Below are 21756 nucleotides of genomic sequence, written 5' to 3'. Positions count from 1 at the left end.
CCCCGATCCGACCGGAACACAGCCCTCGGCATGACGGCTGCGCCTCGCGTGAATTACGGTACGGCGCTTGCCGGTTGGGCAGGAAGAGCCAGGCGCGAGTCCGTGGACGACCCGTTGAATGTGAACAACACGATCACCCGTAAGGGGGGAGACCCTCGGCCGGCGCCCGTGCTCATCCGGCTGCCGGCCCCGACGACCGGCCCCGACGACCGGCCCCGACGACCGACGCAGGGGATCCGCTGACGACAAGCCGGTGTCCCGTCCAACGATCCGGTGGTGTTCCGCCTACGATCGGCCCGCCACCGCCGCCGGGTCGTCCAGCACCGCACGCACCACGGAATGCGCCGCACCGAGCAGTGGCCCCTCGGACCCCAGACGGGAAACGGACACGGGACAGGCGGGACCCGCCGTCCGCCGCGCCAACTCGTCCTCCAGCGAGGGGAGCAGCCAGGGCGCCAGCCCGGCGAGGGCCCCGCCCAGCACCACCGTCTCCGGGTCCAGCAGGTTGACCGCGCCGGTCAGGGCGATGCCGAGCGCGGTGCCGGCGTCGCGCAGGGCACGGCGTACGTCCGGATCACCGTCGGCGGCACGCCGGGACAGCAGACCGACCCGGTCCTCGCCCGGTTCGAGACCGGCGGCCCGCAGGACGGCCTCCTCGCCCGCGTACTGTTCGAGACATCCGCGTCCGCCGCACGGGCACTCCGGCCCCTCCGGGCGCACCGGTACGTGCCCCAATTCGCCCGCGAAACCACGGGTCCCGCGCAGGAGCTGCCCGTCCACGAGCACCGCGGCACCGATGCCGATCTCCGCGGACACGTGCAGGAAGTCACGCGGGGTCGCCTCGCCGAGCCAGAGCTCCGCGAGCGCGCCGAAGTTCGCCTCGTTGCCCACGGCCAAGGGCCACTCGGCGGGCAGCAGCGCACCGAGGTCCGTGTCGTGCCAGTCGAGGTTCGGCGCCCGGACCACGGTCCGGGCGTCACGGGCCACGAGTCCGGGGACGGCGACGGCGAGGCCGGCGGGCCACAGCCCTTCCCGGTCGGCTTCGGCGACGACCTGACGTATCAGCGCCGTCAGTTCCTGGATCACAGGCCCGGCCGCCCGGCCGCGGTTCGTGCCGTGCCGCACGGCACGGGCCCGCACGGCGCCGCGGAGATCGACCGCGCACACCGCGAGATGGTCGACGCCCACCTCCGCGCCGATCCCGGCGGGGCCGTGTCCGCTGACCGCGAGCGCCGAGCCCGGACGTCCCACTGTGCCGGGACGCTCGGGCCCCAGTTCTTCGAGCAGCCCCGTGCGGATCAGTTCGTCCACCAGGGTGGAGACGGCCGCCCGGGTCAGACCGATGTGTGAGGCGACGGCGGCACGCGACAACGGTCCCTCGTCGCCGACGGTGTGCATCACCCGGGCGAGGTTGCGGCGGCGCATGCCCTGCTGGGTGTCGGGCAGTCGCCGGCCGGGACCGGTCGGATGGGCCTCGTGCAGCGGTGCGGTCATGCTTCCGTCAGTCCTCGTCCGGCCGTCCCGGCGGCCTGTCTCGGTGCGGGTCCCCGTCCGGCAGGCCCGTGTCGTCCGGCGGTCCCGCGTCGTCCGGGGCGACCGGGCGGTCCCGGCCGGCACCGCTCACGCGGGAGGGATGCCAGGCCGGGAGCCGGTCACGCCGGGGCGGCACGCCTGATCCTGGTCAGTTCCTGGTCGGCTCCCGTTCGAGCAGCGGGGCCGCGTCGGAGAGTACCCCGGTGATCCGCGCGAGCGTCTCCTCGTCCCGCTCGATGGCCTCGAACACCGGCCCGCGGGCGGTGTCCCAGCGCCGCGCCACCGCCGCCGGGTCCTCGCCCGTCAGCAGGCCGGCCGCCTGAGCGGCGGCGCCGAGCGCGACCAGTTCCCTGGCCTCGGGCACCTGCACGGGCCGACCCGAGAGGCGGCGTACGGTCTGCTGCCAGGCCTTGCCCCGGGCCCCGCCGCCGATCAGGAGCAACGGCGCCGAACGGTCGGCGTCCGCGTCCAGTACCAGGTCGAGGGCGCCCAGCAGCGCGTGCACGGCGCCGTCGTACGCGGCCTGGAGGAGCTGTCCGCCCGACGTGTCGTGCCTGAGTCCGTGCAGCAGTCCCGAAGCGTGCGGCAGGTTCGGTGTGCGCTCGCCGTCCAGATACGGGAGGAACGTCACCGAGGATCCGGGCTCGACCGCCTCCCGGTCGAGTCCGAGCAGCGCGGCGAACCGGTCTACGGCCAGCGTGCAGTTCAGTGTGCAGGCCAGCGGGAGCCAGTCGCCCCGCGCGTCGGCGAACCCCGCCACCGTGCCGGTCGGGTCGGCCGGGCGGTGCGTCGAGACGGCGTACACGGTCCCCGAGGTGCCGAGGCTGACCACCGGCGTGCCGGGGCGCAGCCCGAGGCCGAGCGCGGCCGCAGCGTTGTCACCGGTCCCGGCCGCGACCAGGGTGCCCCTGGAGAACGGCAGCTCACCCCTGGCGTGCACGGTCCCGGCCACCTCGCCCGGCCGGGCGACGCGGGGGAGCAGGGCGGGGTCGAGTCCGATGTGCGCGAGGACCTCCTCGTCGTACGCCTCGCTCCCGGAGCTCCACCACCCGGTGCCCGAGGCGTCGCCGCGGTCGGTCGTGCCCTGCCCGGTGAGCCGCTCGGTGAGGTAGTCGTGGGGCAGCCGGACCGCCGCCGTCGCCCGGACGGCCTCGGGCTCGTGCTCGGCCAGCCAGGCCCACTTCGTGGCCGTGAAGGAGGCGCCCGGCACGCTGCCGGTCCGCTCGGCCCAGGCCTTCGGGCCGCCGAGTGCCTCGACCAGCCGACGGGCCTGCGGCGCCGAGCGCACGTCGTTCCAGAGCAGTGCGGGTCGCACGGGCTCGCCGTGGGCGTCGAGCGTCACGAGCCCGTGCTGCTGCCCGCCGATCGACACCGCGGCGGCCTCGTGCGCCGCGTCACCGCACTGGCGCAGCGCTTCACAGAGCGCGTCCCACCACTGACGGGGGTCGCTCTCGCGGCCCTCCCCGGTGGAGACGGTGTGCGGCGCCTGGCCGCTCGCCACCACCTGTCCGGTCGACGCGTCGACGACCAGCGCCTTGGTGGACTGGGTGGACGAGTCCACCCCGATGACGAGCGGACCCTCGGCTGCTGACATCGGATTCTCCCTCTTCCGCGGCTCCGCGGGATCTGTGCTGGTCACGGGATTTGTGCTGGTCAAAGGCGTGTCCGGACCGCCACGGCCTGGATCCCGCGGTTCGTCCCCGGACCGATGTGACCAGGTTTCCTACTTCGTCTCTTCCCAGAGATGCGTCCGCATACTAATTTGTAAACCGCCATGACGAAATAGTCGGAGCTAGCAAGGAGCCGCGGCATGAACTACCAGCCCACCCCCGAGGACAGGTTCACCTTCGGCTTGTGGACCGTCGGCTGGCAGGGAAGGGACCCGTTCGGCGACGCCACCCGGCGCGCCCTGGACCCGGTCGAGTCCGTACAGCGCCTGGCCGAGCTCGGCGCCTACGGAGTGACCTTCCATGACGACGACCTGATCCCCTTCGGGTCCTCGGACAGTGAGCGCGAGTCGCACATCAAGCGGTTCAGGCAGACCCTGGACGCCACCGGCCTCAAGGTGCCGATGGCGACCACCAACCTGTTCACGCACCCCGTCTTCAAGGACGGCGCGTTCACCGCGAACGACCGTGACGTGCGCCGCTACGCGCTGCGCAAGACCGTCCGTAACATCGACCTGGCGGTCGAGCTCGGCGCCGAGACGTACGTCGCCTGGGGCGGCCGTGAGGGAGCCGAGTCCGGCGCCGCCAAGGACGTACGCGTCGCCCTCGACCGCATGAAGGAGGCCTTCGACCTCCTCGGCGAGTACGTGACCTCGCAGGGCTACGACCTGAAGTTCGCGATCGAGCCCAAGCCGAACGAGCCCCGCGGCGACATCCTGCTTCCCACCGTGGGCCACGCCCTCGCCTTCATCGAGCGCCTCGAGCGTCCGGAGCTGTACGGCGTCAACCCCGAGGTCGGCCACGAGCAGATGGCCGGACTGAACTTCACGCACGGCATCGCGCAGGCGCTGTGGGCGGGCAAGCTCTTCCACATCGACCTCAACGGCCAGTCCGGCATCAAGTACGACCAGGACCTGCGGTTCGGCGCGGGCGACCTGCGGTCCGCGTTCTGGCTGGTCGACCTCCTGGAGAGTGCCGGTTACGCGGGCCCGAAGCACTTCGACTTCAAGCCGCCGCGGACCGAGGACTTCGACGGCGTCTGGGCCTCGGCCGAGGGCTGCATGCGCAACTACCTGATCCTGCGCGAGCGCACGGCCGCGTTCCGGGCCGACCCCGAGGTCCAGGCGGCCCTGCGCGCCTCGCGTCTGCACGAGCTCGCGGAGTCCACCGCCGAGGACGGCCTCGCGGGTCTGCTCGCCGACCGTGCGGCCTTCGAGGACTTCGACGTCGAGGCCGCGGCTGCGCGTGGCATGGCCTTCGAGCAGCTCGACCAGCTCGCGATGGACCACCTCCTGGGCGCGCGCGGCTGACCGGAGTGCTCCCGAGGGGACGGACCCGCCCTCCGGCGGGTCCGTCCCCTCGATGGCTGATCTTCGTGCGGAAATTCCCGGAATCATGCGATCCATGGCATGAGTCCGTATCAACTTCCGCACGGGGGTCGCGCGATGACCGGGTTCGAGGCGACTCTTGGCGGTATGGCCATGCCGCCCGAACCGTCTCAGTCTCCGCGGTCGCGGGGAGACTCACGCCCTCTTGGGGGCGACGCCCAAAGCCCGCATTCGGGGAGCTACGGGCCTCTGTCATCGGAGGGTTTCAGCCCACCGTCGTCGGGTGGCTACGGCCCTCCGGCCTCCCCTGACGGCTACGGGCCTCCTGCCTCCGGCGGCTACGGCCCGCCCCCATCGGGTGGTTACGGTCCTCCGCCGTCCGGTGGTTACGGTCCTGCGCCGGACGGTTTCGGCCCACCTCCGGGAGGCGATGGCCCTCCTTCCGGAGACTACGGTTCGCCGGAACGAGGAGGCAGCCTGCCTCCCGGGTACGGCGGCGGTGGATGGCCCCCGCCACCTCCGCCCGGACCCCCGCCCGGACCCCCGTCCGGGCCCGGCGGTCACCGCGGAGGGCGGCGTCGCAACAGCCTGCTCCTCGTCATCGCGGTGATCGTCGGTGTCGGCGTCATCGTCGCCGTGGCGGTGACGGCCATGGGCGGAGGGGGCAAGGACGACAAGTCCCCCGCCGGGAACACCGAGAGCACCGGCCGGTCGCCGAGCCCCTCGCTGAGTCTCCCGTCAGGATTTCCGTCGCTCCCCTCGAGCCTGCCCACTGTCGTGCCGTCGTTTCCCTCGGACCTGCCCACCGGGCTGGTGCCCAGCGACCTGCGATCCCTCTTCCCGTCCCTCGCGGACGACGATGTGCCCTACTACCTGCTCCGGAAGGGCGATTGTTTCGACACGGACGCCGCCCTGCCCGGACAGGCCGCCAAGCGCAAGTGCACCCAGCCGCACGACGCCGAGGTCGTGACCGTCTCCGAGCTCAACGGCACCTACACGACGGAGTCGGCCCTCAAGAAGGCCGCGTCCGCGCTGTGCGAGGCTCCGCTGCAGCGAAAGGCGGCGAACCAGGCGGCGGGCACGGTGAGCCAGACACTCGTGCAGTACCCGGACACCGGGAGCTACGCGACCGGCATCGACAAGGTCGCGTGCAGCCTGGCCGCGGAGGTCGGCGAAGGCACCCGCAAGCTCACCGGGCCGCTGAAGTGAGCGGTACGCGTGCGTGGCCGTTGTCCATCGTCCACGCACGCGTACCGCGCCGAAGGATTTCCGGGATCAGATTCCGCGCGGCAGTCGCACGTAGGTGACCGTCGTCTCGACACCGCTGTCCACGAGCCGCCCCTGTGCGTCGAAGGCACCCGCTCCGTCGGTCATCCCGAAGTCGTTGTCGTTGATGAGGGCGAGGGTGTCGTGGTCCAGGCGCGCGACGCCCTCGATCTTGCCGGGCACCCCGGCAACGGTACCCAGGTCCACGACCAGGCGCTTCGAGAGCACCGGAACGCCGGCCGAGGCGGGGTCGTCCAGCTGCTCGAGCGACGGCGACGTGGTGTCACTGTCGTACGGTCCGCCGAGGATGTTCGCGCTCCGTGTGAGCCGCACCGAGTGCAGGCGGGACGCCTTGTCCGTGCGCTCCTCCACGAGCAGCCGGTCGCTGCCGACGGCCACCAGGGAGGAGATCTTCAGCTCGGACGTGTCGTCCTCGCTCGGGTCGACCACGTTCACCGCGTCGAAGCGGTACGCGTACTCGGCGGTCACGGCCCGCTTCCTGGGCGAGAAGCGCAGCAGCCGCGTGGTGCGCGAGGCGTTGCCCGCGTCCGCGTCCGGCAGTGAGAGGGGGCTCTGCAGCGCCACCACCAGATCACCGCCGGGGAGCTGGGCCAGCCCTTCGAGACCGCGGTTGGTCTTGCGGTGCAGCAGGACGGCGGGCAGCGCCTCGACGACCGGGTAGTCCGCGCCGGTCAGCTCGAGGCCCTTGGGGACGTAGCGCGTGAGGACCCTCCCGCGCGCGGAGACGTGGACCAGCGACGGGCTGTACTCGTCCACGAGCCAGAACGTGCCGTCCTCGGCCCGCACGATGCCCTCGGTGTCCAGGCCGTTCGCGTTGTACGGGAGGGGGGTCCGGGCGTTGTAGGAGTACGGTGCCTCGTCGCGCCCCGCCTGGTTGGACAGGCCGGTGACCGCCTTCCCGGACGATGTGGTGATCGGAATCGAGTCGATCACCTTCACGGTGTCGCCGGACACCCGGATCTTCACGATCGCCGGGTCGAAGCCCGGGACCGGGAACGTCCGCCGCTTCGTGCCGTCGACCTTGATCTGGCCGTTGGGCCCCCGGTCGGTGACCGTCCAGAACTCGCCCTTGCGCCCGGTCGGGTAGATGTCGCTGCCGATGCCGCCGAGATCGACACCACGGTCGTCGTCCACCGTGCCGGGCAGCAGCGCGTTGCTGAACGAGCCGAGCGGGATGTCCCCGAGGGTCGCGGTGCGCGTCACGCGCGGCTGCGCCGGTCCGGAGTTCGCGTCCGCGGTGCCGGCGAGCACGAAGGCGGCCAGCACGGCGAGCGGCACGCCCAGGGCGACGGATCGGTGAATGCGCGGCTTGCCGGCGACATGCGGGGACATCAGGCCTCCTGAGTCACAAGTTCGTTGACAGCGGCCAGAGTTGGCCCTGGCGCCGAACGGTTTGCGACGTGAGGGTGAACACCGCGCGTCGGACAGTCATCGGGTCCGCATCTGTCGACGCGAAGGCTGTCTCAGGGTTGAGTAGGGGGCGCGGGTCAGGGACGTATCAGGGTCGCGGTCCGGAACCGTGGGACGCGGGGACCCGTTCTCAGGACAGAGAGCGGCAGCAGCCGCGGAGGAGGCGACACATGTCGAAGAACGCGAAGATCGCCGCAGGAGGTGTGGCGGTCGGCCTGATTCTGTGGATCTGGCTGCCCTGGTGGGCCGCCTTCCTGATCGTGCTGGGAGTTCCGGCGGCCGCGTATCTGGCGCTGGACCCCTCGCAGCGGCGCAGGCTGCGCCGTGTCACCCGCAAGGAACTCGGCCGCTGAGGAGTGACCGCCCGGCGGTGATCCGTCCGTCGGGCGTCCCTCCGCTCACCGCGGACGGTGAGCGGAGGGGCTGACGTGACGAACGCGCGAGGTGGCCGGTCGCGAGCGGTGTCACGGGGATTCCACGGGACACCGCGCTCAGCTCGGGCGGACCGCCATCTTGTCCAGGGCCTCCAGGAGGCCGGGCAGCTCCGGTCCGCGACCGATGGGCAGAACCTCGCCGGGTTCCTCGTCGAGCAGGACGAACGCGATGTCGTCGGTCCTGGCGACCAGTGACCAGCCGGGACCGTCGGCGCGGAGCGTGCGGGCGTCGCCGGTGGCGAAGGAGGAGCGGACACGTCCCAGCGGGGGCGGGGTGTCCACGTACGAGCGGGCCTCGGCGAGAACGCGGCGGATCCCGGCGCGGTTCACGCCCTTCCCGCCCTTGGCCTCATCCTCGTCGTCGCCCTGGGGGTCTCGCGATTCCTGAGCGTCCTCGGCGTCGCCGGGGGCGCCGTCGGCACCCTCCGACGGCGCGAACTCGCTGTCGTTGATCTGCTCGCGCCACTGGGCCCACCGCAGCGCGATCTCGTCGGCGCCGAGGCGTCGCTGGGCAGGTCCCCATTCGGTGGTGTCCGGCGGGCTGAGCGGAGGCCGCTCCGAGAGCTCGGCCGACGGATCGTGCGGAGCCGGCACCCCCGGGGCCGATACCGCCACCTCGAGCGGCCAGCCCGGCAGCGCGGCGACGACCGTGCGCTCGTCGGGCGACAGCTCGTGTTCCATCCCGCAGTCCCAGGACGCGATGGCGACGGCGACCAGGGAGACGTCGTCGATGACGACGGTCCAGCGCGCGCCCTCCCCGTCCTGGCCGAGGACCAGGCCGTACCCCTCCGCGAGAGGCGCGAGGTCGAGCGTCGCGCAGGCCTCCGGGTAGTCGTCACCGAGCACGCTGGGGAATTTCGCCGGCGTCAGCAGTACCGCCGTCAGCACATACAGTGCGTCGTCGTCCCCGGTGGCGACGGCGTCTTCGTCCGTCCCGGCCATTCCAGCCTCCCGATAGCGCTCCATCTGTCGGCGCACCCTAAGCGACGGGAAGGCGCTTGTCACGGTCCCGAAACCCGTGCGGAGCTGCAGCTATCCGGCTGGACAGGGGCGAAACGCCCTCGCGGGTCCGCCCGGTCAGGCGGCGGGCAGTCCGAGCAGGGTGCGGGCGACCGCCTGCGGCGACTCGTCGCGTTCGCGGGCGAGGGCGACAACAGCCCGGCAGGCCAGCTCGTTGACCCCGAACGACAGGGCCTCGGGCGACACCCAGGCGGCTGCCTCGTCGATCTGGTCCTGGTCGTCCTCCGCGCATGCGGCCACGTACACCGCGGCCGCCTCGAACAGGTTGTATGTGCGCTTTCTCTCTTTGCCGGCCGTCTCCCGCGCACCCCTCTCGGGCCGCCCGGCCGCGGTCCGGCGCCCGATCGAGCGGAGCCTGCCGAATATGCCGGTCATCCGGTCACCATCCCCTGCGTCATCGCTGATCGTGCGGTTGCCACTACCCAACGTAGAGATGGAGCTGCGGCGGCAGAAGAGGGGCGACCCGGTGAAACCGGAGCTCGTGTCAGCGGCCCGCCGCGTCGAGTGAGCCGAGGGTGGTCCGCAGCCAGGCCAGCTCGGCCTGGCTGGTCGCCCGCGCGATGGTCAGGATGCCGCGCCGGAAGGGGTCGTCCAGCTCCTCGGCCCGAAGCGGCCGGTCGCCGTCGTAGAAGAAGCTCGCGGGCTCCTCCAGGAAAGCCAGCCTGCGGCGCAGCACGGAGGCCTGTGCCTCGGGGTCCGGCAGATGTCGGAGGAAGGCGAGCACCGTGAACCAGCGGTTCTCGTCGGTGATGTCCCGCCGCGCCGGTTCCGCGAGCCTGCGGCGAAGTTCGCGTCCGCCCTCCTCGGTGAGGGTCAGGACGTGACGAGGGGCGGCGACGGAGCCGGGCTGCGTGGCCCGTTCCAGGAACCGCGCGTTCTCCAGCCGCTTGATCGCGGGGTACAGCGTGCTCTCCGCAACCGGCTTCACGTGCCCCGTCAGCGCGGTGATGCGCTTGCGCAGCTCATAGCCGTGCAACGGGGCGTCGTACAGAAATCCGAGGATCGCCAACTCCAGCATGTCCTCATTCTGTCGCATCGGCGCTGTACATCGTTCCATCAATACATCGGAACCGATGTATGCTCCTGGGGCTGTGGAAAACGAAGGAACGGCGACAGGGGGAGAGCGCTATGCGGCAGGCGGAGTTCGACGGCAGGGGGAGCATGATCCGCTGGACGGAGGCGGCGGGCGACGGCCCCGCGCGCGTGTACGTGCACGGCCTGGGGTCGGCCTCGACGGTCTACAACGCCCACATCGCGGCCCGGCCCGAACTGGCGGGCCGCCGCACTCTGTTCGTCGACCTGCCCGGTCACGGCATCAGCGACCGGCCCACCGGCTTCGGCTACACCTTGGAGGGCCACGCCACGGCTCTGGCGGCAGCCCTGGATGCCGCTCATGTCACCGGGGCCGAACTCATCGCCCACAGCATGGGCGGCTCGGTGGCCGTCGTCCTCGCGCATCGCCGCCCCGAGCTCGTCTCACGGCTCGTCCTCGTGGAGGCCAACCTCGATCCGCGGCCTCCGGTCACCGCGGGCAGCAGCGGCATCGCCTCCTACGAGGAGGACGACTACGTCGAGAACGGCGGTCACGCGCGCGTGCTCGAGAAGGTCGGCCACCTGTGGGCCGCGACCATGCGCCTCGCCGATCCGCGCGCCCTGCACCGCTCGGCGACAGGACTCGCCCGGGGCACGACTCCGACGATGCGTCAGATGCTCGTGGAGCTGACGGTGGAGCGCCTGTATCTTCAGGGCGAGCTCAGTGGCGAACTCCCGGACGCCGACGGCCTGGAAGCGGCAGGGGTGCGTGTCGTGAACGTGCAGGGTGCCGGACACAACATCATGTTCGACAACCCCGACGCGTTCGTGGCGGCCGTCGCAGGCACGGCCTGACGGTCGATCACCGGATCCGCCGGTGCTCACCCCGGCGACGGGCCGGCGCTCACCCCCGGCGAAGGCGGACGGTCATCACCGGCGACGGGCCGAGGCCGTCCCTGGCGAAGGCGGGCGGTCATCCCCGGCGCACGGCCAGCGCGAGGAAGCGGGCGTCCTCGTCCACGTACGAGGTCATGTCCCAGCCCGAACCGGCCAGCAGGGGACTCAGGTTGTGCTCCGCGCGCAGGTCGTCCGGAGTGATCCGACGTCCCTGCCGGGCCGCGAGCGCGGCCCGGCCGATGGGGTGGAACAGAGCGAGTGTGCCACCGGGCCGTACCACCCGGGCCAACTCCACGATATTCGCGGCCGGGTTCGGCAGGTGCGCGACGAGCCCGGCCGCGAACACCGCGTCCAGCGACTCGTCACGCAGCGGCAGCGCGGTGACATCGGCCAGCAGCAGCCGCCCCTCCCGGTCCCGTCCGGCCCGGACGGCGGCCTCCAGCATGGCCGGAGTCAGATCGGCTCCGACGACCACCCCGGTGCCGCCGACGGCAGCTCGCAGCGGGGGCAGGGCACGCCCTGTGCCGCAGCCCGCGTCGAGCACGCGGTCACCCGCGCGGAGCCGCATGCGCGCCACCGCGTCAGCGTAGGCGGGACCGTCATCGGGGAAACGGCTGTCCCAGCCGGCGGCACGCGCACCGAAGAACTCCTGGACGTGTGTGTGGTCGTCGCTCATGTGCCGCATGATCTCTCACCGACATGAAGGACGGCGCGGTGCACACGTTCGAGCCCCAGGCGATCGCTCGGGCGCACCGCTTCGCCACTTTGCAGCAGCTTTCGAAACGCGCCCCCGTTGTGCGCCCCAGTGCGGACTAGCGTCCCGGGGCCATGGGACACCTGGACCACGCCGCCTTCGGCTGGCTGACCCCCGTACTGTCGTACGCAATGGCCTGCACCGGGTCCGCACTGGGGCTGCGGTGCACGGTCCGCGGACTCGACGCCACCGGCCGGTCGCGCCGCAACTGGCTGCTCACGGCGGCCTCCGCGCTCGGTACGGGCATCTGGACGATGCACTTCGTGGCGATGCTGGGCTTCGGAGTCACCGGCACGGAGATCCGCTACAACGTGCCTCTGACGATCTTCAGCCTGCTGATCGCGATGACCGTCGTCGGCGCGGGCCTCTTCGCCGTGGCCTACGGCCGTGACCGGCGCCGCGCACTCGTCCTCGGCGGCCTCACCGCCGGGTTCGGTATCGCGAGCATGCACTATCTGGGGATGGCGGCGCTGAGGCTGCACGGCCGGATGCGCTACGACCCGGCGCTCGTCGCCCTCTCCGTCGTGATCGGCGTGATCGCGGCGACCGCCGCCCTGTGGGCCGCGCTCTCCATCAGGTCTCCCGTGGCCGTCGCCATCGCCTCCCTCGTCATGGGCGGTGCGGTGAGCAGCATGCACTACACCGGAATGATGGCCGTGAACGTACGCGTCAGCCCGTCGAGCGACGCGCTGTCGGGCGCCACGGCGATGCAGTTCATCTTCCCTCTCGCCGTCGGCCTCGGTTCCTACCTCTTCCTGACAGCGGCCTTCGTCGCGCTGTCCCCGATGTCCGGCCGAGCCGAAGCGTCCGCGACGGCCCGGCGGCCGGTCGAGGGCGTCGCCCGCTGACACCGGTACCGCAGCCGCGCGGCCCGGACGGCACACCCCGACCCTCTCCGATCGAGGAGGCCATGCGTACACCCCGCAGGACCACCACAGCCGGCGCCCAGCCGTCGCCCCCGCGGCGCGGCCGTCGCGCGCACGCGGGCCCACCGGCGGACGAGGGGGACATCGGTGACCTCCTCGCCGGACCTTCGCCCGAAGGGCCCACGCGCGCGGGGCGGTGGGGCATCCGGCCCCGAACCGTCCGGGCCAAGATCGTCAGCCTGCTGATGGTGCCCATCGTCTCCTTGCTCGCTCTGTGGGCCTACGCCACCGTGAGCACGGCGCAGGACGTCGCACGGCTGCGGCAGTCGCAGCGCGTGGACTCCACGGTCCGCGCCCCTGTCGACGCCGCCGTCGCCGCGCTCCAGGCCGAACGCGCCGAGGCCGTCCGCTGCGCGACCGACCCCGCCGCCGTGTCGCCGGGCGAATTCGAGGACCTCTCCCGACTCACCGACCGCGCCGTGGCGAAGCTCCGCCTGGGAGACCACAACACCGTCGCCGACGGCGCGGACCTGCCCGACGGAGTCACCGGGCGGCTCGCCGCATTCGTCGCCGACGCGGAGCGACTGAAGTCGCTGCGCACCGGTGTACGGGAGCGCCGTACCGGATGGGAGGAGGCGTACGGCGAGTACACGAGAACCATTGCGACGGCGTTCGGCGTCGAAGGCGCGCTCACCGGCATCTCCGGCACGGCCATGCGCACGGACGCACGTGTCCTCCTCGAATTCTCCCGGGCGGGGGAGGCCCTCGCCCAGGAGGACGCCGTGCTCGGCGGGGCCCGGCTGGCCGGGACCCTCGACGGCGAGCGGCTACGACTGTTCACGGGCGCCGTGGACACGCGCCGCACCCTCACGGACGCCGCGACACCCGACCTCGACGGGCCCGAACGGACCGCCTGGAACGATCTCGTGGAAGGGAGCGCGTACGGCGACGTGCGTGCCGTCGAGGACAAGGTGCTCCTCTCGCGCCCCGGGCCCAAGGCACTCGACGCCGCGCCGGAGGCCGCCTGGAGCATCGCTCACGAGCGTGTCGGCGACGGAATGCGTACGGTCGAGGCCGACGCGGGTCGCGTGTCCGCGGACGACGCGACCGACCCGCTCGGGCATGCCCTGCTCACCCCCGCCGGCGCCGCTGTCCTCTTCGGCCTGGCCGCGGTAATCGCCTCGCTGATCATCTCCGTACGCATCGGACGCGACCTCGTCGTCGAACTGGTGGGGCTGCGCGACGGCGCTCTGGACATCGCCCGCCGGAAGCTCCCCGAAGCCATGCGCAGGCTGCGCGCGGGCGAGCCGGTGGACGTCGACGACGAGGCACCGCCGGGACGGCCTTCCGAGGACGAGACCGGACAGGTCGCCCAGGCGCTGAACACCGTGCACAGGGCCGCTCTGAGTGCCGCGGTCGAACGCGCCGAGCTGGCGGGAGGCATCTCCGGGGTGTTCGTCAACCTGGCCCGGCGCAGCCAGGTCCTCGTGCATCGCCAGCTGAACCTCCTGGACGCCATGGAGCGCAGGTCCGAGGACCCTGACGAGCTCGGCGACCTGTTCCGCCTCGACCACCTCACCACGCGGATGCGGCGGCACGCGGAGAGCCTCATCATCCTTTCCGGAGCCGCGCCCGGACGGGCGTGGCGAAGGCCCGTCTCGCTCACGAACGTGGTCCGGGCGGCGGTCTCCGAGGTCGAGGACTACGCGCGCGTGGAGGTACGGCAGCTCCCCGAGGCGGCCGTCGTCGGCGGAGCGGTCGCCGACCTCACCCATCTGCTTGCGGAACTCGTCGAGAACGCCGCTCAGTTCTCGCCCCCGCACACACGCGTGCGGATCACCGGCGAACCGGTCGCGAACGGCTACGCGATCGAGATCGAGGACCGGGGACTGGGCATGGGCAAGGACCGGATCGCGGAGGCCAACCTCCGTATCGAGCGGTCCGAGGCCCTCGACCTGCACGACAGCGACCGGCTGGGACTCTTCGTGGTCAGCCGGCTCTCGGCCCGGCACGGCATCCAGGTGCACCTGCAGGCCTCTCCCTACGGAGGGACGACCGCGGTCGTGCTGCTGCCCACGGCACTCCTGCAGGACGGTCCGATGGAACGTTCCCTCCGTGAGGCCGGCACGGACGGGCCGACGCCGGAAAGGGAGTACGCGCGCGTGCCGGTGGCTCCGGAACCCGACGCCGTCGAGGCCGTCACCGAGCGGCCCGCACTGGTCCCCCCGCGACCGAGAGCCGCCGAGGAGCGGACGAATGGATCGCCGGGGGCACCGCCCCCGGCGATCGGCACGAAGAAGACCGCTCCTTCGGACGTCGCGCTCCTCCGTCCACGACGTCCCGAGGAGGACTCCGGAGATTCCGGCGGACTTCCACGCAGGGTGCGCCGGGCGAACCTCGCCCCCCAACTGCTCGAACGACGTTCCGACGAGCCGGCGGAACCCCCGGTGTCCCCGTCGGGCGACGAGCGCACACCCGAACTCGTGCGGGCCCGCATGACCGCGTACCGGGCCGGCTGGGCACGGGGCGGCGGCGGGTCACCCGGCGTCGGCGCAACTCCCGGCCCCGCAAGGGGCACTGACAGCAGCGAAGGAGACCCCTCATGATCCAAGACCCGAGCACGGACAGCGTTCAGCGGTCCGGTGAACTCGACTGGCTGCTGGACGACATGGTGGTGCGCGTGACCGAAGTACGGCATGCCGTGGTGCTGTCGAACGACGGACTGGCGGTGGGCTCGTCCACCGCCCTGCGGCGCGAGGACGCCGAACACCTCGCGGCCGTCGCCTCCGGATTCCACAGTCTGGCCAAGGGAGCGGGCCGCCACTTCGGCGCGGGCGGGGTGCGTCAGACGATGGTCGAGATGGACGAGGGCTTCCTGTTCGTGGCCGCCGCGGGGGACGGCTCGTGCCTCGCCGTCCTGACCACGGTCACCGCCGACATCGGCCTCGTGGCGTACGAGATGGCGCTCCTGGTCAAGCGTGTCGGCGAGCATCTCCACGCCCCGCCCCGGGTCGGCGCACAGCCGCCCGCGGCAGGATGACCGAGGACGGCCCGCACAGATGACCGAGGACGCGCCGGGCACACCGGCATGGCCGGGCAGCCAGTGGTACGACCAGGAGGCGGGCCCGCTCGTCCGGCCCTACGCCGTGACGGGCGGCCGCACCACAGCCGGTCCGGCCGGGACGCACTTCGATCTGATCGCCCTGGTCACGCTCGACGGGGCGGCCGCAGGAGCCCATGAGGACACCTCGTTCGGCCCGGAGCACCGGACCATGATCGAACTGTGCCGTGCCGAGACCCTGTCGGTCGCCGAACTGGCCGCGGGCACCGGACTTCCCGTGGGCGTGGTCAGGGTGCTTCTGGGCGACCTTCTGGAACGCGGCTGTGTCACCGTCAACCGCCCGGTTCCGCCCGCGCACCTGCCCGACGAGCGAATCCTCCGCGAGGTGATCGAGGGACTGAGGGCGCTCTAGGCGATCCACATCGATCGGCGTCGAGGCCGTTCACGCTCACTCCTGGATACAGAACGCGCACGTTCCGGTCGCGAGGGGCAATCTGCGGTCCAACCCCCGTCCGGCCGGGTTGCAGTTGTCATGATGCTGGCTTCGCTCGCCCGTACAGACGCATCGATGCCGGCCATCGCCGGCACTCCCGAGAGAAGTGATCCATGGTCTCCGAGAACCCCGACGCCACGGGTGGCGACCCGACCGCCATGGCGCTGAAGATACTGGTCGCCGGCGGGTTCGGCGTAGGGAAGACCACCCTGGTGGGAGCGGTCAGCGAGATCCGGCCGCTGCGCACCGAGGAACTGCTGAGCGAGGCCGGTCGTTCCGTCGACGAGACCGACGGCGTGGCCCAGAAGATCACCACCACAGTGGCCATGGACTTCGGACGCATCACCATCCGTTCGGGGCTCTCGCTCTATCTTTTCGGAACACCCGGCCAGGACCGGTTCTGGTTCCTGTGGGACGAACTGTCGACGGGAGCTCTGGGCGCCGTCGTCCTCGCCGACACCCGACGGCTCGAGGACTGTTTCCCCGCGGTGGACTACTTCGAGCACCGCCGGATTCCGTTCGTGGTGGCCGTCAACCGCTTCCCGGGCGCTCGCGCGTACGGGACCGAGGACGTCTCCCGCGCCCTCGACCTCGACCGAGGTACGCCCGTAGTCCTTTGTGACGCCCGTGACCGCGACTCCGGGAAGGAGGTGCTGATCCGGCTCGTGGAGTACGCGGGGAGGGTGTACACCGCCCGACTGCTCGAATCCGTCGGCTGAGGGCGCCCCCCGTCGCCTCGGCACAGCCCGGCCCGGCACCACGTCGCCGTCGCACGGCCTCCCCGCGGTGCCACCGTTCACCCCGCTCGTCGGCCATCTTCTCTGCCATGCCGCCCATGCGCCTTGCCCGGACGGCGGCAGTGGGGAAGGCTTGCTGGTCGAATCCTCCGGCCAGGGGGAACAGCTACGGGGAGACCGGATCATGGAACAGAACACGGGACTCGGCTGGTTGCTGGACGACCTCACCGAGCGCGTCGAGCACGTACGGCATGCGCTGGTGCTGTCCAACGACGGGCTGGTGACGGGCGCGAGCACGGGACTCCGACGCGAGGACGCGGAACACCTCGCCGCGGTCTCGTCGGGACTGCACAGCCTGGCCAAGGGCTCCGGCCGCCATTTCGGCGCGGGACAGGTACGGCAGACGATGGTCGAGTTCGACGACGCGGTCCTGTTCGTCACTGCGGCCGGGTCGGGCAGTTGTCTGTCCGTCCTCAGCGGGGCGGAGGCGGACATCGGGCAGGTCGCCTACGAGATGACGTTGCTGGTGAACCGCGTCGGCGAACACCTTCGCGTGGACGCGCGGCAACCGGAAGGCAAGCCTGCTTCAGAGTTCTGACCTGCTGATACGTCGCCGTGGCTGAGGTTTTCCACAGGCTCCCCGCGATGTCCGACAAGCCGGATACGGTTTTTCCCGAGGCGAACGCACACCGGTGCGAGCCTCCGACACCACAGGGGAGACCGTCATGTCCGCGACCGCCATCACGCAGTCCGCCACCGTCTCGCTCAGCCGGGCCGCACGGGAACTGGAGCTCAGGCGAGGTGAATTCGATCTGGCGCTTCAGCTCGGCTGTGTGCGCTCGGTTCCCGATGAGGGAGGCGGGGGACGCAGGATCGCACGCGTGGAGATCGACCGGGTGCGATCTGAAGCGGGCTTCCCGGAGACGCTGCGCGAGCGGGTCAAAGCCGTCGGCACCTCGGAGGGCGCCGCCCTCGTCGGCGTGACGACCGCCCGGTTCACACGCCTCGCCCGCCTGGGACTGGTCGTACCGGTCAAGTTCTATCTCAACCGGTACCGGGTCGTCGTGTGGCTCTACCTCGCCGAGGAACTACGGCAGTTCGCGGCCGACGAGCAGAACGCGCCGCTGCTGAGCGGTCGGACACCGGAAGGCCTCGGGGACCAGTTGGGCGAAGGCCTGGACCTTCGTCCCCGCAACTGGCGTGGCCGTCACCTGGGGTTCCTGCTGCGGCAGACCGAGGATCCCTGGGCCCGTGCCGCGGCGGTGGCGTCCCTGCTCGACCCCGTCCACGTGGCCGAGATCGTCAAGGATCCCTACGAGCGCACCCAGCTCAACCGCCATATGCCCGCGCCTGTTTCACGGGCCGTGCCGGACTCGCCCGGCGCCCGGATCAACGAACGCATCACGACGGCGGACCACCCGGACGAGATCGGCTGGCTGAGGGCCGACCTGGGGCAGAGCGTCGTGGAAGCCAGGGAAGTCCGTCCCGCGCCCCGCCCGACACCGGACGTCTCGACCGTTCCGGCGCCGGTCCCGGCGCCCGCGTCGTCGGCAGTTCGACCGACCGGAACTCCACCGCCGGCCGGACGGACCTCACCCGCCGGTTCCCCGCGCGCCGAACGGCACCGCCTGGCCGCCGCGAACGCCCCGCTCACACGGCCGGAGTCGGCACGGTCGCGGAGGCTGCTCGCTTGGCTGCGTCGCAGGAGCCCGGACGAGTCCTCCTACAGGGCTCTGAACAGTCCCTCCTGCACGACCGAGACGAGCAGGCGCCCTTCGAGGTCGTAGATGCGCCCTCGGGCCAGACCGCGGCCACCCGTCGCGATCGGCGACTCCTGGTCGTACAGGAACCACTCGTCCGCGCGGAACGGCCGGTGGAACCACATGGCGTGGTCCAGCGAAGCCATGTCGAAACCGCGCGGACCCCAGAGCGGTTCCACCGGGATGCGGACGGCGTCCAGGAGAGTCATGTCGCTCGCGTAGGTGAGTGCGCAGGTGTGCACGAGCGGGTCGTCGCCGAGTGGACCGACGGCGCGCATCCACACAGCACTGCGGGGCTCGGCGCCCTTGACCTCCTCGGGCGTCCAGCGCAGCCGGTCCACATAGCGGATGTCGAACGGCTGGCGCCGCGCCATGCGTTCCAGCGTTTCGGGCAGAGCGCCCAGATGCTCCTTGATCTCCTGCGTCACCGTCGGCAGGGATTCGGGGTCCGGCACCTCGCGTGCCGGCGGCAACTGGTGCTCGAAGCTCCCTTCCTCGGGCTTGTGAAAGGAGGCGGTCAGATTGAAGATCGTGCGGCCCTGCTGCACGGCGGTGACGCGGCGCGTGGTGAACGACCGCCCGTCCCGCACCCGTTCGACCTGGTACACGATCGGGACGCCCGGCCGGCCCGGACGCAGGAAGTACGCGTGCAACGAGTGCACCGGCCGGTCGCCCTCCGTGGTGCGGCCGGCGGCGACCAGCGCCTGGCCCGCCACCTGGCCGCCGAAGACGCGCTGCAGCGACTCCTGCGGGCTGCGGCCGCGGAAGATGTTGACCTCGATCTGCTCCAGGTCGAGCAGGTCGACGAGCCTCTCGGCCGGGTTCGTCATCGGTGGGGTTCTCCTGTACTCAGAGCTGTCCGACGGCGGTGACCTTGACGATGGCACGGCCCTCGGCGTCCGAGGCCGTGAGGTCGACCTCCGCGCTGATGCCCCAGTCGTGGTCACCGTTCGGGTCGGCGAAGGTCTGACGGACGCGCCACAGACCGTTCTGCGGCTCCTCCACGATCGAGAGCAGCTTGGGGCCACGGGCGTCGGGGCCGGTACCGAGGTCCTCGTACTCGTCCCAGTACTTGTCCATCGCCTCGCCCCACGCGTCGGCGTCCCAGCCGGATTCCCCGTCCATGTCGCCGAGTTCGTCGACGTTGTCCAGAGCGGCCAGCTCGACCCTGCGGAACATGGCGTTGCGCACGAGGACACGGAAGGCCCGGGCGTTCGAGGTGACCGGCTTGACCTGGTCGGCCCTCTCCTGGGCCTCCTCGGCCGTCATCACCTCGGGGTTGGCGAGCTGTTCCCACTCGTCGAGCAGGCTGGAGTCGACCTGGCGCACCAGCTCGCCCAGCCAGGCGATCAGGTCCTCCAGGTCCTCGGACTTGAGGTCGTCGGGGACGGTGTGTTCCAGGGCCTTGTAGGCGCTGGCCAGGTAGCGCAGGACGATGCCCTCGGTGCGGGCGAGCTCGTAGAAGGAGACGAACTCGGTGAAGGACATGGCTCGTTCGTACATGTCACGGATGACGGACTTCGGCGACAGCGGGTGGTCGCCGACCCACGGATGGCTCTTGCGGTAGGTGTTGTACGCGTGGAAGAGCAGTTCCTCCAGCGGCTTGGGGTACGTCACGTCCTGGAGCCGCTCCATGCGCTCCTCGTACTCGACGCCGTCGGACTTCATCGCGGCCACGGCCTCGCCACGGGCCTTGTTCTGCTGGGCCGCGAGGATCTGCCGCGGCTCGTCCAGCGTGGACTCCACGACGGACACCATGTCCAGGGCGTACGACGGGGAATCGGGGTCCAGCAGGTCGAAGGCGGCGAGCGCGAACGTCGACAGAGGTTGGTTGAGCGCGAAGTCCTGCTGGAGATCGACGGTCAGCCGCACGATGCGGCCCGTCGGGTCCGGCTCGTCGAGCTTCTCCACGATGCCGCCGTCCAGGAGCGAGCGGTAGATCGCGATGGCCCGGCGGATGTGCCGCAGCTGCTGCTTGCGCGGCTCGTGGTTGTCCTCCAGCAGATGCCGCATCGCGTCGAAGGCGTTGCCGGGCCGCGCGATCACCGAGAGCAGCATGGTGTGCGTCACGCGGAAGCGCGAGGTCAGCGGCTCGGGATCGGAGGAGATCAGCTTCTCGAAGGTGCTGTCCGTCCAGCCGACGAAGCCCTCGGGAGCCTTCTTGCGGACCACCTTGCGGCGCTTCTTCGGGTCGTCGCCCGCCTTGGCGAGCGACTTCTCGTTCTCGATGACGTGCTCCGGTGCCTGAGCCACGACGTAGCCCGCCGTGTCGAAGCCCGCGCGTCCGGCCCGGCCGGCGATCTGGTGGAACTCGCGGGCGCGCAGCGTGCGCACCCGCGTCCCGTCGTACTTCGTCAGCGCGGTGAACAGCACCGTGCGGATGGGGACGTTGACCCCCACACCCAGGGTGTCCGTGCCGCAGATGACCTTCAGGAGACCGGCCTGGGCCAGCTTCTCCACCAACCGCCGGTACTTGGGCAGCATGCCGGCGTGGTGCACACCGATGCCGTGGCGTACGTAACGGGAGAGGTTGCGGCCGAACTTGGTGGTGAACCGGAAGTTGCCGATGAGCTCGGCGATCTGGTCCTTCTCCTCGCGCGTGCACATGTTGATGCTCATCAGCGCCTGCGCCCGCTCCACGGCCTGCGCCTGCGTGAAGTGCACGATGTAGACGGGGGCCTGCTTCGTAGCGAGCAGTTCGGTGAGCGTCTCCGTCAGCGGAGTGAGCACGTACTCGTAGGAGAGCGGGACGGGCCGGGTCGCCGAACGGACCACCGCCGTCGGGCGGCCGGTGCGGCGCGTGAGGTCCTTCTCGAACATGGCGACGTCGCCGAGCGTCGCCGACATCAGGATGAACTGCGCCTGCGGAAGTTCCAGGATCGGGATCTGCCAGGCCCAGCCGCGGTCGCCCTCGGCGTAGAAGTGGAACTCGTCCATGACGACCTGACCGACGTCGGCGTGCTTGCCGTCCCGCAGCGCGATGGACGCGAGGACCTCGGCGGTGCAGCAGATGACCGGGGCGTCGGCGTTCACGGAGGCGTCGCCGGTGAGCATGCCGACGTTCTCGGTGCCGAACATCTTGCACAGCTCGAAGAACTTCTCCGAGACGAGGGCCTTGATCGGCGCCGTGTAGAACGTGACCTCGTCCCGGGCGAGCGCGGCGAAGTGCGCGCCGGCGGCGATCATGCTCTTGCCCGAGCCGGTGGGCGTCGAGACGATCACGTTCGCACCCGAGACAACCTCGATCAGCGCCTCCTCCTGGTGGGGGTAGAGGGTGAGACCGCGTTCCCCGGCCCACGACTCGAAGGCTTCGTAGAGGGCGTCGGGGTCTGTGGTCTGCGGCAGCTGATCGATGAGGGTCACGCCCCCATCTTGCCTGTCGATACACGTGATGGGGGAATCGGATGTTCGGGGAAAGATCACGACCGCTACGCTGTGGCGCCGGTGACGCGTCGGCGTGCACGGGCAACTGGACAG

Annotated in this window: 20 protein-coding genes; 11 read left to right on the top strand and 9 right to left on the bottom strand. The window is 71.2% G+C overall.

Annotated elements, in window-relative coordinates; genetic code table 11:
* Positions 1-285: 285 nt before the first annotated feature.
* Complete coding sequence (locus ACIQ7M_RS05880) at positions 286-1494, bottom strand: ROK family protein (protein ID WP_403640145.1); 1209 nt, start codon at positions 1492-1494, stop codon at positions 286-288.
* Between the two features lie 187 nt (positions 1495-1681).
* Positions 1682-3127, bottom strand: coding sequence for a xylulokinase (xylB, locus tag ACIQ7M_RS05875; protein WP_403640142.1), 1446 nt, complete (start codon positions 3125-3127; stop codon positions 1682-1684).
* Between the two features lie 216 nt (positions 3128-3343).
* Here xylB and xylA point away from each other — a divergent pair, with 216 nt between their 5' ends.
* A complete protein-coding gene (gene xylA / locus ACIQ7M_RS05870; protein WP_386981313.1) occupies positions 3344-4510 on the top strand; it encodes a xylose isomerase in 1167 nt (388 codons plus the stop codon).
* Positions 4511-5134: 624 nt separating this feature from the next.
* Positions 5135-5737, top strand: a complete 603-nt coding sequence (locus tag ACIQ7M_RS05865) for a hypothetical protein (protein WP_403640138.1) — start codon at positions 5135-5137, stop codon at positions 5735-5737.
* 66 nt (positions 5738-5803) lie between these two features.
* Here the strand turns inward: ACIQ7M_RS05865 and ACIQ7M_RS05860 are convergent, their stop codons facing one another.
* The gene (locus tag ACIQ7M_RS05860; protein WP_403640136.1) at positions 5804-7147 is read right to left on the bottom strand and encodes an esterase-like activity of phytase family protein; all 1344 of its coding nucleotides are present in this window, start codon (positions 7145-7147) and stop codon (positions 5804-5806) included.
* A gap of 248 nt (positions 7148-7395) precedes the next feature.
* Here ACIQ7M_RS05860 and ACIQ7M_RS05855 point away from each other — a divergent pair, with 248 nt between their 5' ends.
* The gene (locus ACIQ7M_RS05855; protein WP_103553378.1) at positions 7396-7578 is read left to right on the top strand and encodes a hypothetical protein; all 183 of its coding nucleotides are present in this window, start codon (positions 7396-7398) and stop codon (positions 7576-7578) included.
* Between the two features lie 138 nt (positions 7579-7716).
* Here the strand turns inward: ACIQ7M_RS05855 and ACIQ7M_RS05850 are convergent, their stop codons facing one another.
* The 3 genes from ACIQ7M_RS05850 to ACIQ7M_RS05840 form a co-directional block, all read right to left on the bottom strand.
* Positions 7717-8601, bottom strand: a complete 885-nt coding sequence (locus ACIQ7M_RS05850) for a hypothetical protein (RefSeq protein WP_403640133.1) — start codon at positions 8599-8601, stop codon at positions 7717-7719.
* Between the two features lie 135 nt (positions 8602-8736).
* Entirely contained in the window at positions 8737-9054 is a 318-nt protein-coding gene (locus tag ACIQ7M_RS05845; protein WP_355770210.1) for a hypothetical protein, read from the bottom strand.
* A 109-nt stretch (positions 9055-9163) separates the two neighbouring features.
* Positions 9164-9697, bottom strand: a complete 534-nt coding sequence (locus ACIQ7M_RS05840; RefSeq protein ID WP_355770245.1) for a PadR family transcriptional regulator — start codon at positions 9695-9697, stop codon at positions 9164-9166.
* Positions 9698-9807: 110 nt separating this feature from the next.
* Between ACIQ7M_RS05840 and ACIQ7M_RS05835 the strand changes: the two genes are divergently transcribed.
* Entirely contained in the window at positions 9808-10566 is a 759-nt protein-coding gene (locus ACIQ7M_RS05835) for an alpha/beta fold hydrolase (protein WP_403640130.1), read from the top strand.
* Positions 10567-10684: 118 nt separating this feature from the next.
* On the opposite strand, the gene ACIQ7M_RS05830 is transcribed toward ACIQ7M_RS05835, so the two are convergent.
* Positions 10685-11284 (bottom strand): class I SAM-dependent methyltransferase, encoded by a 600-nt coding sequence (locus ACIQ7M_RS05830; RefSeq protein WP_403640128.1) that lies wholly within the window; start codon positions 11282-11284, stop codon positions 10685-10687.
* Positions 11285-11436: 152 nt separating this feature from the next.
* On the opposite strand from ACIQ7M_RS05830, the gene ACIQ7M_RS05825 reads away from it, so the two are divergent.
* The 7 genes from ACIQ7M_RS05825 (at position 11437) to ACIQ7M_RS05795 (ending at position 18306) form a co-directional block, all read left to right on the top strand.
* On the top strand, positions 11437-12210 hold the full coding sequence (locus ACIQ7M_RS05825; RefSeq protein WP_403640125.1) for an MHYT domain-containing protein: 774 nt from the start codon (positions 11437-11439) through the stop codon (positions 12208-12210).
* Positions 12211-12272: 62 nt separating this feature from the next.
* Positions 12273-14834, top strand: a complete 2562-nt coding sequence (locus ACIQ7M_RS05820) for a nitrate- and nitrite sensing domain-containing protein (protein WP_403640123.1) — start codon at positions 12273-12275, stop codon at positions 14832-14834.
* A complete protein-coding gene (locus ACIQ7M_RS05815) occupies positions 14831-15268 on the top strand; it encodes a roadblock/LC7 domain-containing protein (RefSeq protein WP_355770222.1) in 438 nt (145 codons plus the stop codon). Before ACIQ7M_RS05820 ends, ACIQ7M_RS05815 begins: the two co-directional genes overlap by 4 nt.
* A gap of 19 nt (positions 15269-15287) precedes the next feature.
* Positions 15288-15701 (top strand): DUF742 domain-containing protein, encoded by a 414-nt coding sequence (locus ACIQ7M_RS05810; protein ID WP_403640120.1) that lies wholly within the window; start codon positions 15288-15290, stop codon positions 15699-15701.
* Positions 15702-15895: 194 nt separating this feature from the next.
* Complete coding sequence (locus ACIQ7M_RS05805; protein WP_403640117.1) at positions 15896-16501, top strand: GTP-binding protein; 606 nt, start codon at positions 15896-15898, stop codon at positions 16499-16501.
* 202 nt (positions 16502-16703) lie between these two features.
* Positions 16704-17117, top strand: a complete 414-nt coding sequence (locus ACIQ7M_RS05800) for a roadblock/LC7 domain-containing protein (protein ID WP_403640114.1) — start codon at positions 16704-16706, stop codon at positions 17115-17117.
* Between the two features lie 127 nt (positions 17118-17244).
* Entirely contained in the window at positions 17245-18306 is a 1062-nt protein-coding gene (locus ACIQ7M_RS05795; RefSeq protein ID WP_403640111.1) for a DUF6397 family protein, read from the top strand.
* Here the strand turns inward: ACIQ7M_RS05795 and ACIQ7M_RS05790 are convergent.
* Together ACIQ7M_RS05790 and ACIQ7M_RS05785 are read right to left on the bottom strand one after the other, a co-directional pair.
* Positions 18243-19109 (bottom strand): acyl-CoA thioesterase II, encoded by an 867-nt coding sequence (locus tag ACIQ7M_RS05790; RefSeq protein WP_355770234.1) that lies wholly within the window; start codon positions 19107-19109, stop codon positions 18243-18245. The two genes, ACIQ7M_RS05795 and ACIQ7M_RS05790, sit on opposite strands and share 64 nt — an antisense overlap.
* Before the next feature lie 19 nt (positions 19110-19128).
* Positions 19129-21642: a DEAD/DEAH box helicase gene (locus tag ACIQ7M_RS05785; protein WP_403640108.1), complete on the bottom strand. Its 2514-nt coding sequence runs from the start codon at positions 21640-21642 to the stop codon at positions 19129-19131.
* Between the last annotated feature and the right edge of the window lie 114 nt (positions 21643-21756).

The organism is Streptomyces sp. NPDC096324 (assembly GCF_044763015.1).
In the GTDB taxonomy this organism is placed as follows: Bacteria; Actinomycetota; Actinomycetes; order Streptomycetales; family Streptomycetaceae; genus Streptomyces.
The sequence above is the reverse complement of the archived record's forward strand: the minus strand, read 5'-3'. Positions and strand labels throughout refer to the sequence as shown.

Bases quoted from the DNA above. Each gene is read 5' to 3' on its own strand.
- ACIQ7M_RS05850 (WP_403640133.1), bottom strand. From the start codon at position 8,601: ATGGCCGGGACGGACGAAGACGCCGTCGCCACCGGGGACGACGACGCA.
- ACIQ7M_RS05860 (WP_403640136.1), bottom strand. From the start codon at position 7,147: ATGTCCCCGCATGTCGCCGGCAAGCCGCGCATTCACCGATCCGTCGCC.
- xylA (WP_386981313.1), top strand. From the start codon at position 3,344: ATGAACTACCAGCCCACCCCCGAGGACAGGTTCACCTTCGGCTTGTGG.
- ACIQ7M_RS05830 (WP_403640128.1), bottom strand. From the start codon at position 11,284: ATGAGCGACGACCACACACACGTCCAGGAGTTCTTCGGTGCGCGTGCC.
- ACIQ7M_RS05800 (WP_403640114.1), top strand. From the start codon at position 16,704: ATGGAACAGAACACGGGACTCGGCTGGTTGCTGGACGACCTCACCGAG.
- ACIQ7M_RS05835 (WP_403640130.1), top strand. From the start codon at position 9,808: ATGCGGCAGGCGGAGTTCGACGGCAGGGGGAGCATGATCCGCTGGACG.
- ACIQ7M_RS05820 (WP_403640123.1), top strand. From the start codon at position 12,273: ATGCGTACACCCCGCAGGACCACCACAGCCGGCGCCCAGCCGTCGCCC.
- xylB (WP_403640142.1), bottom strand. From the start codon at position 3,127: ATGTCAGCAGCCGAGGGTCCGCTCGTCATCGGGGTGGACTCGTCCACC.
- ACIQ7M_RS05840 (WP_355770245.1), bottom strand. From the start codon at position 9,697: ATGCTGGAGTTGGCGATCCTCGGATTTCTGTACGACGCCCCGTTGCAC.
- ACIQ7M_RS05845 (WP_355770210.1), bottom strand. From the start codon at position 9,054: ATGACCGGCATATTCGGCAGGCTCCGCTCGATCGGGCGCCGGACCGCG.
- ACIQ7M_RS05790 (WP_355770234.1), bottom strand. From the start codon at position 19,109: ATGACGAACCCGGCCGAGAGGCTCGTCGACCTGCTCGACCTGGAGCAG.
- ACIQ7M_RS05855 (WP_103553378.1), top strand. From the start codon at position 7,396: ATGTCGAAGAACGCGAAGATCGCCGCAGGAGGTGTGGCGGTCGGCCTG.
- ACIQ7M_RS05805 (WP_403640117.1), top strand. From the start codon at position 15,896: ATGGTCTCCGAGAACCCCGACGCCACGGGTGGCGACCCGACCGCCATG.
- ACIQ7M_RS05880 (WP_403640145.1), bottom strand. From the start codon at position 1,494: ATGACCGCACCGCTGCACGAGGCCCATCCGACCGGTCCCGGCCGGCGA.
- ACIQ7M_RS05825 (WP_403640125.1), top strand. From the start codon at position 11,437: ATGGGACACCTGGACCACGCCGCCTTCGGCTGGCTGACCCCCGTACTG.
- ACIQ7M_RS05810 (WP_403640120.1), top strand. From the start codon at position 15,288: ATGACCGAGGACGCGCCGGGCACACCGGCATGGCCGGGCAGCCAGTGG.
- ACIQ7M_RS05815 (WP_355770222.1), top strand. From the start codon at position 14,831: ATGATCCAAGACCCGAGCACGGACAGCGTTCAGCGGTCCGGTGAACTC.
- ACIQ7M_RS05795 (WP_403640111.1), top strand. From the start codon at position 17,245: ATGTCCGCGACCGCCATCACGCAGTCCGCCACCGTCTCGCTCAGCCGG.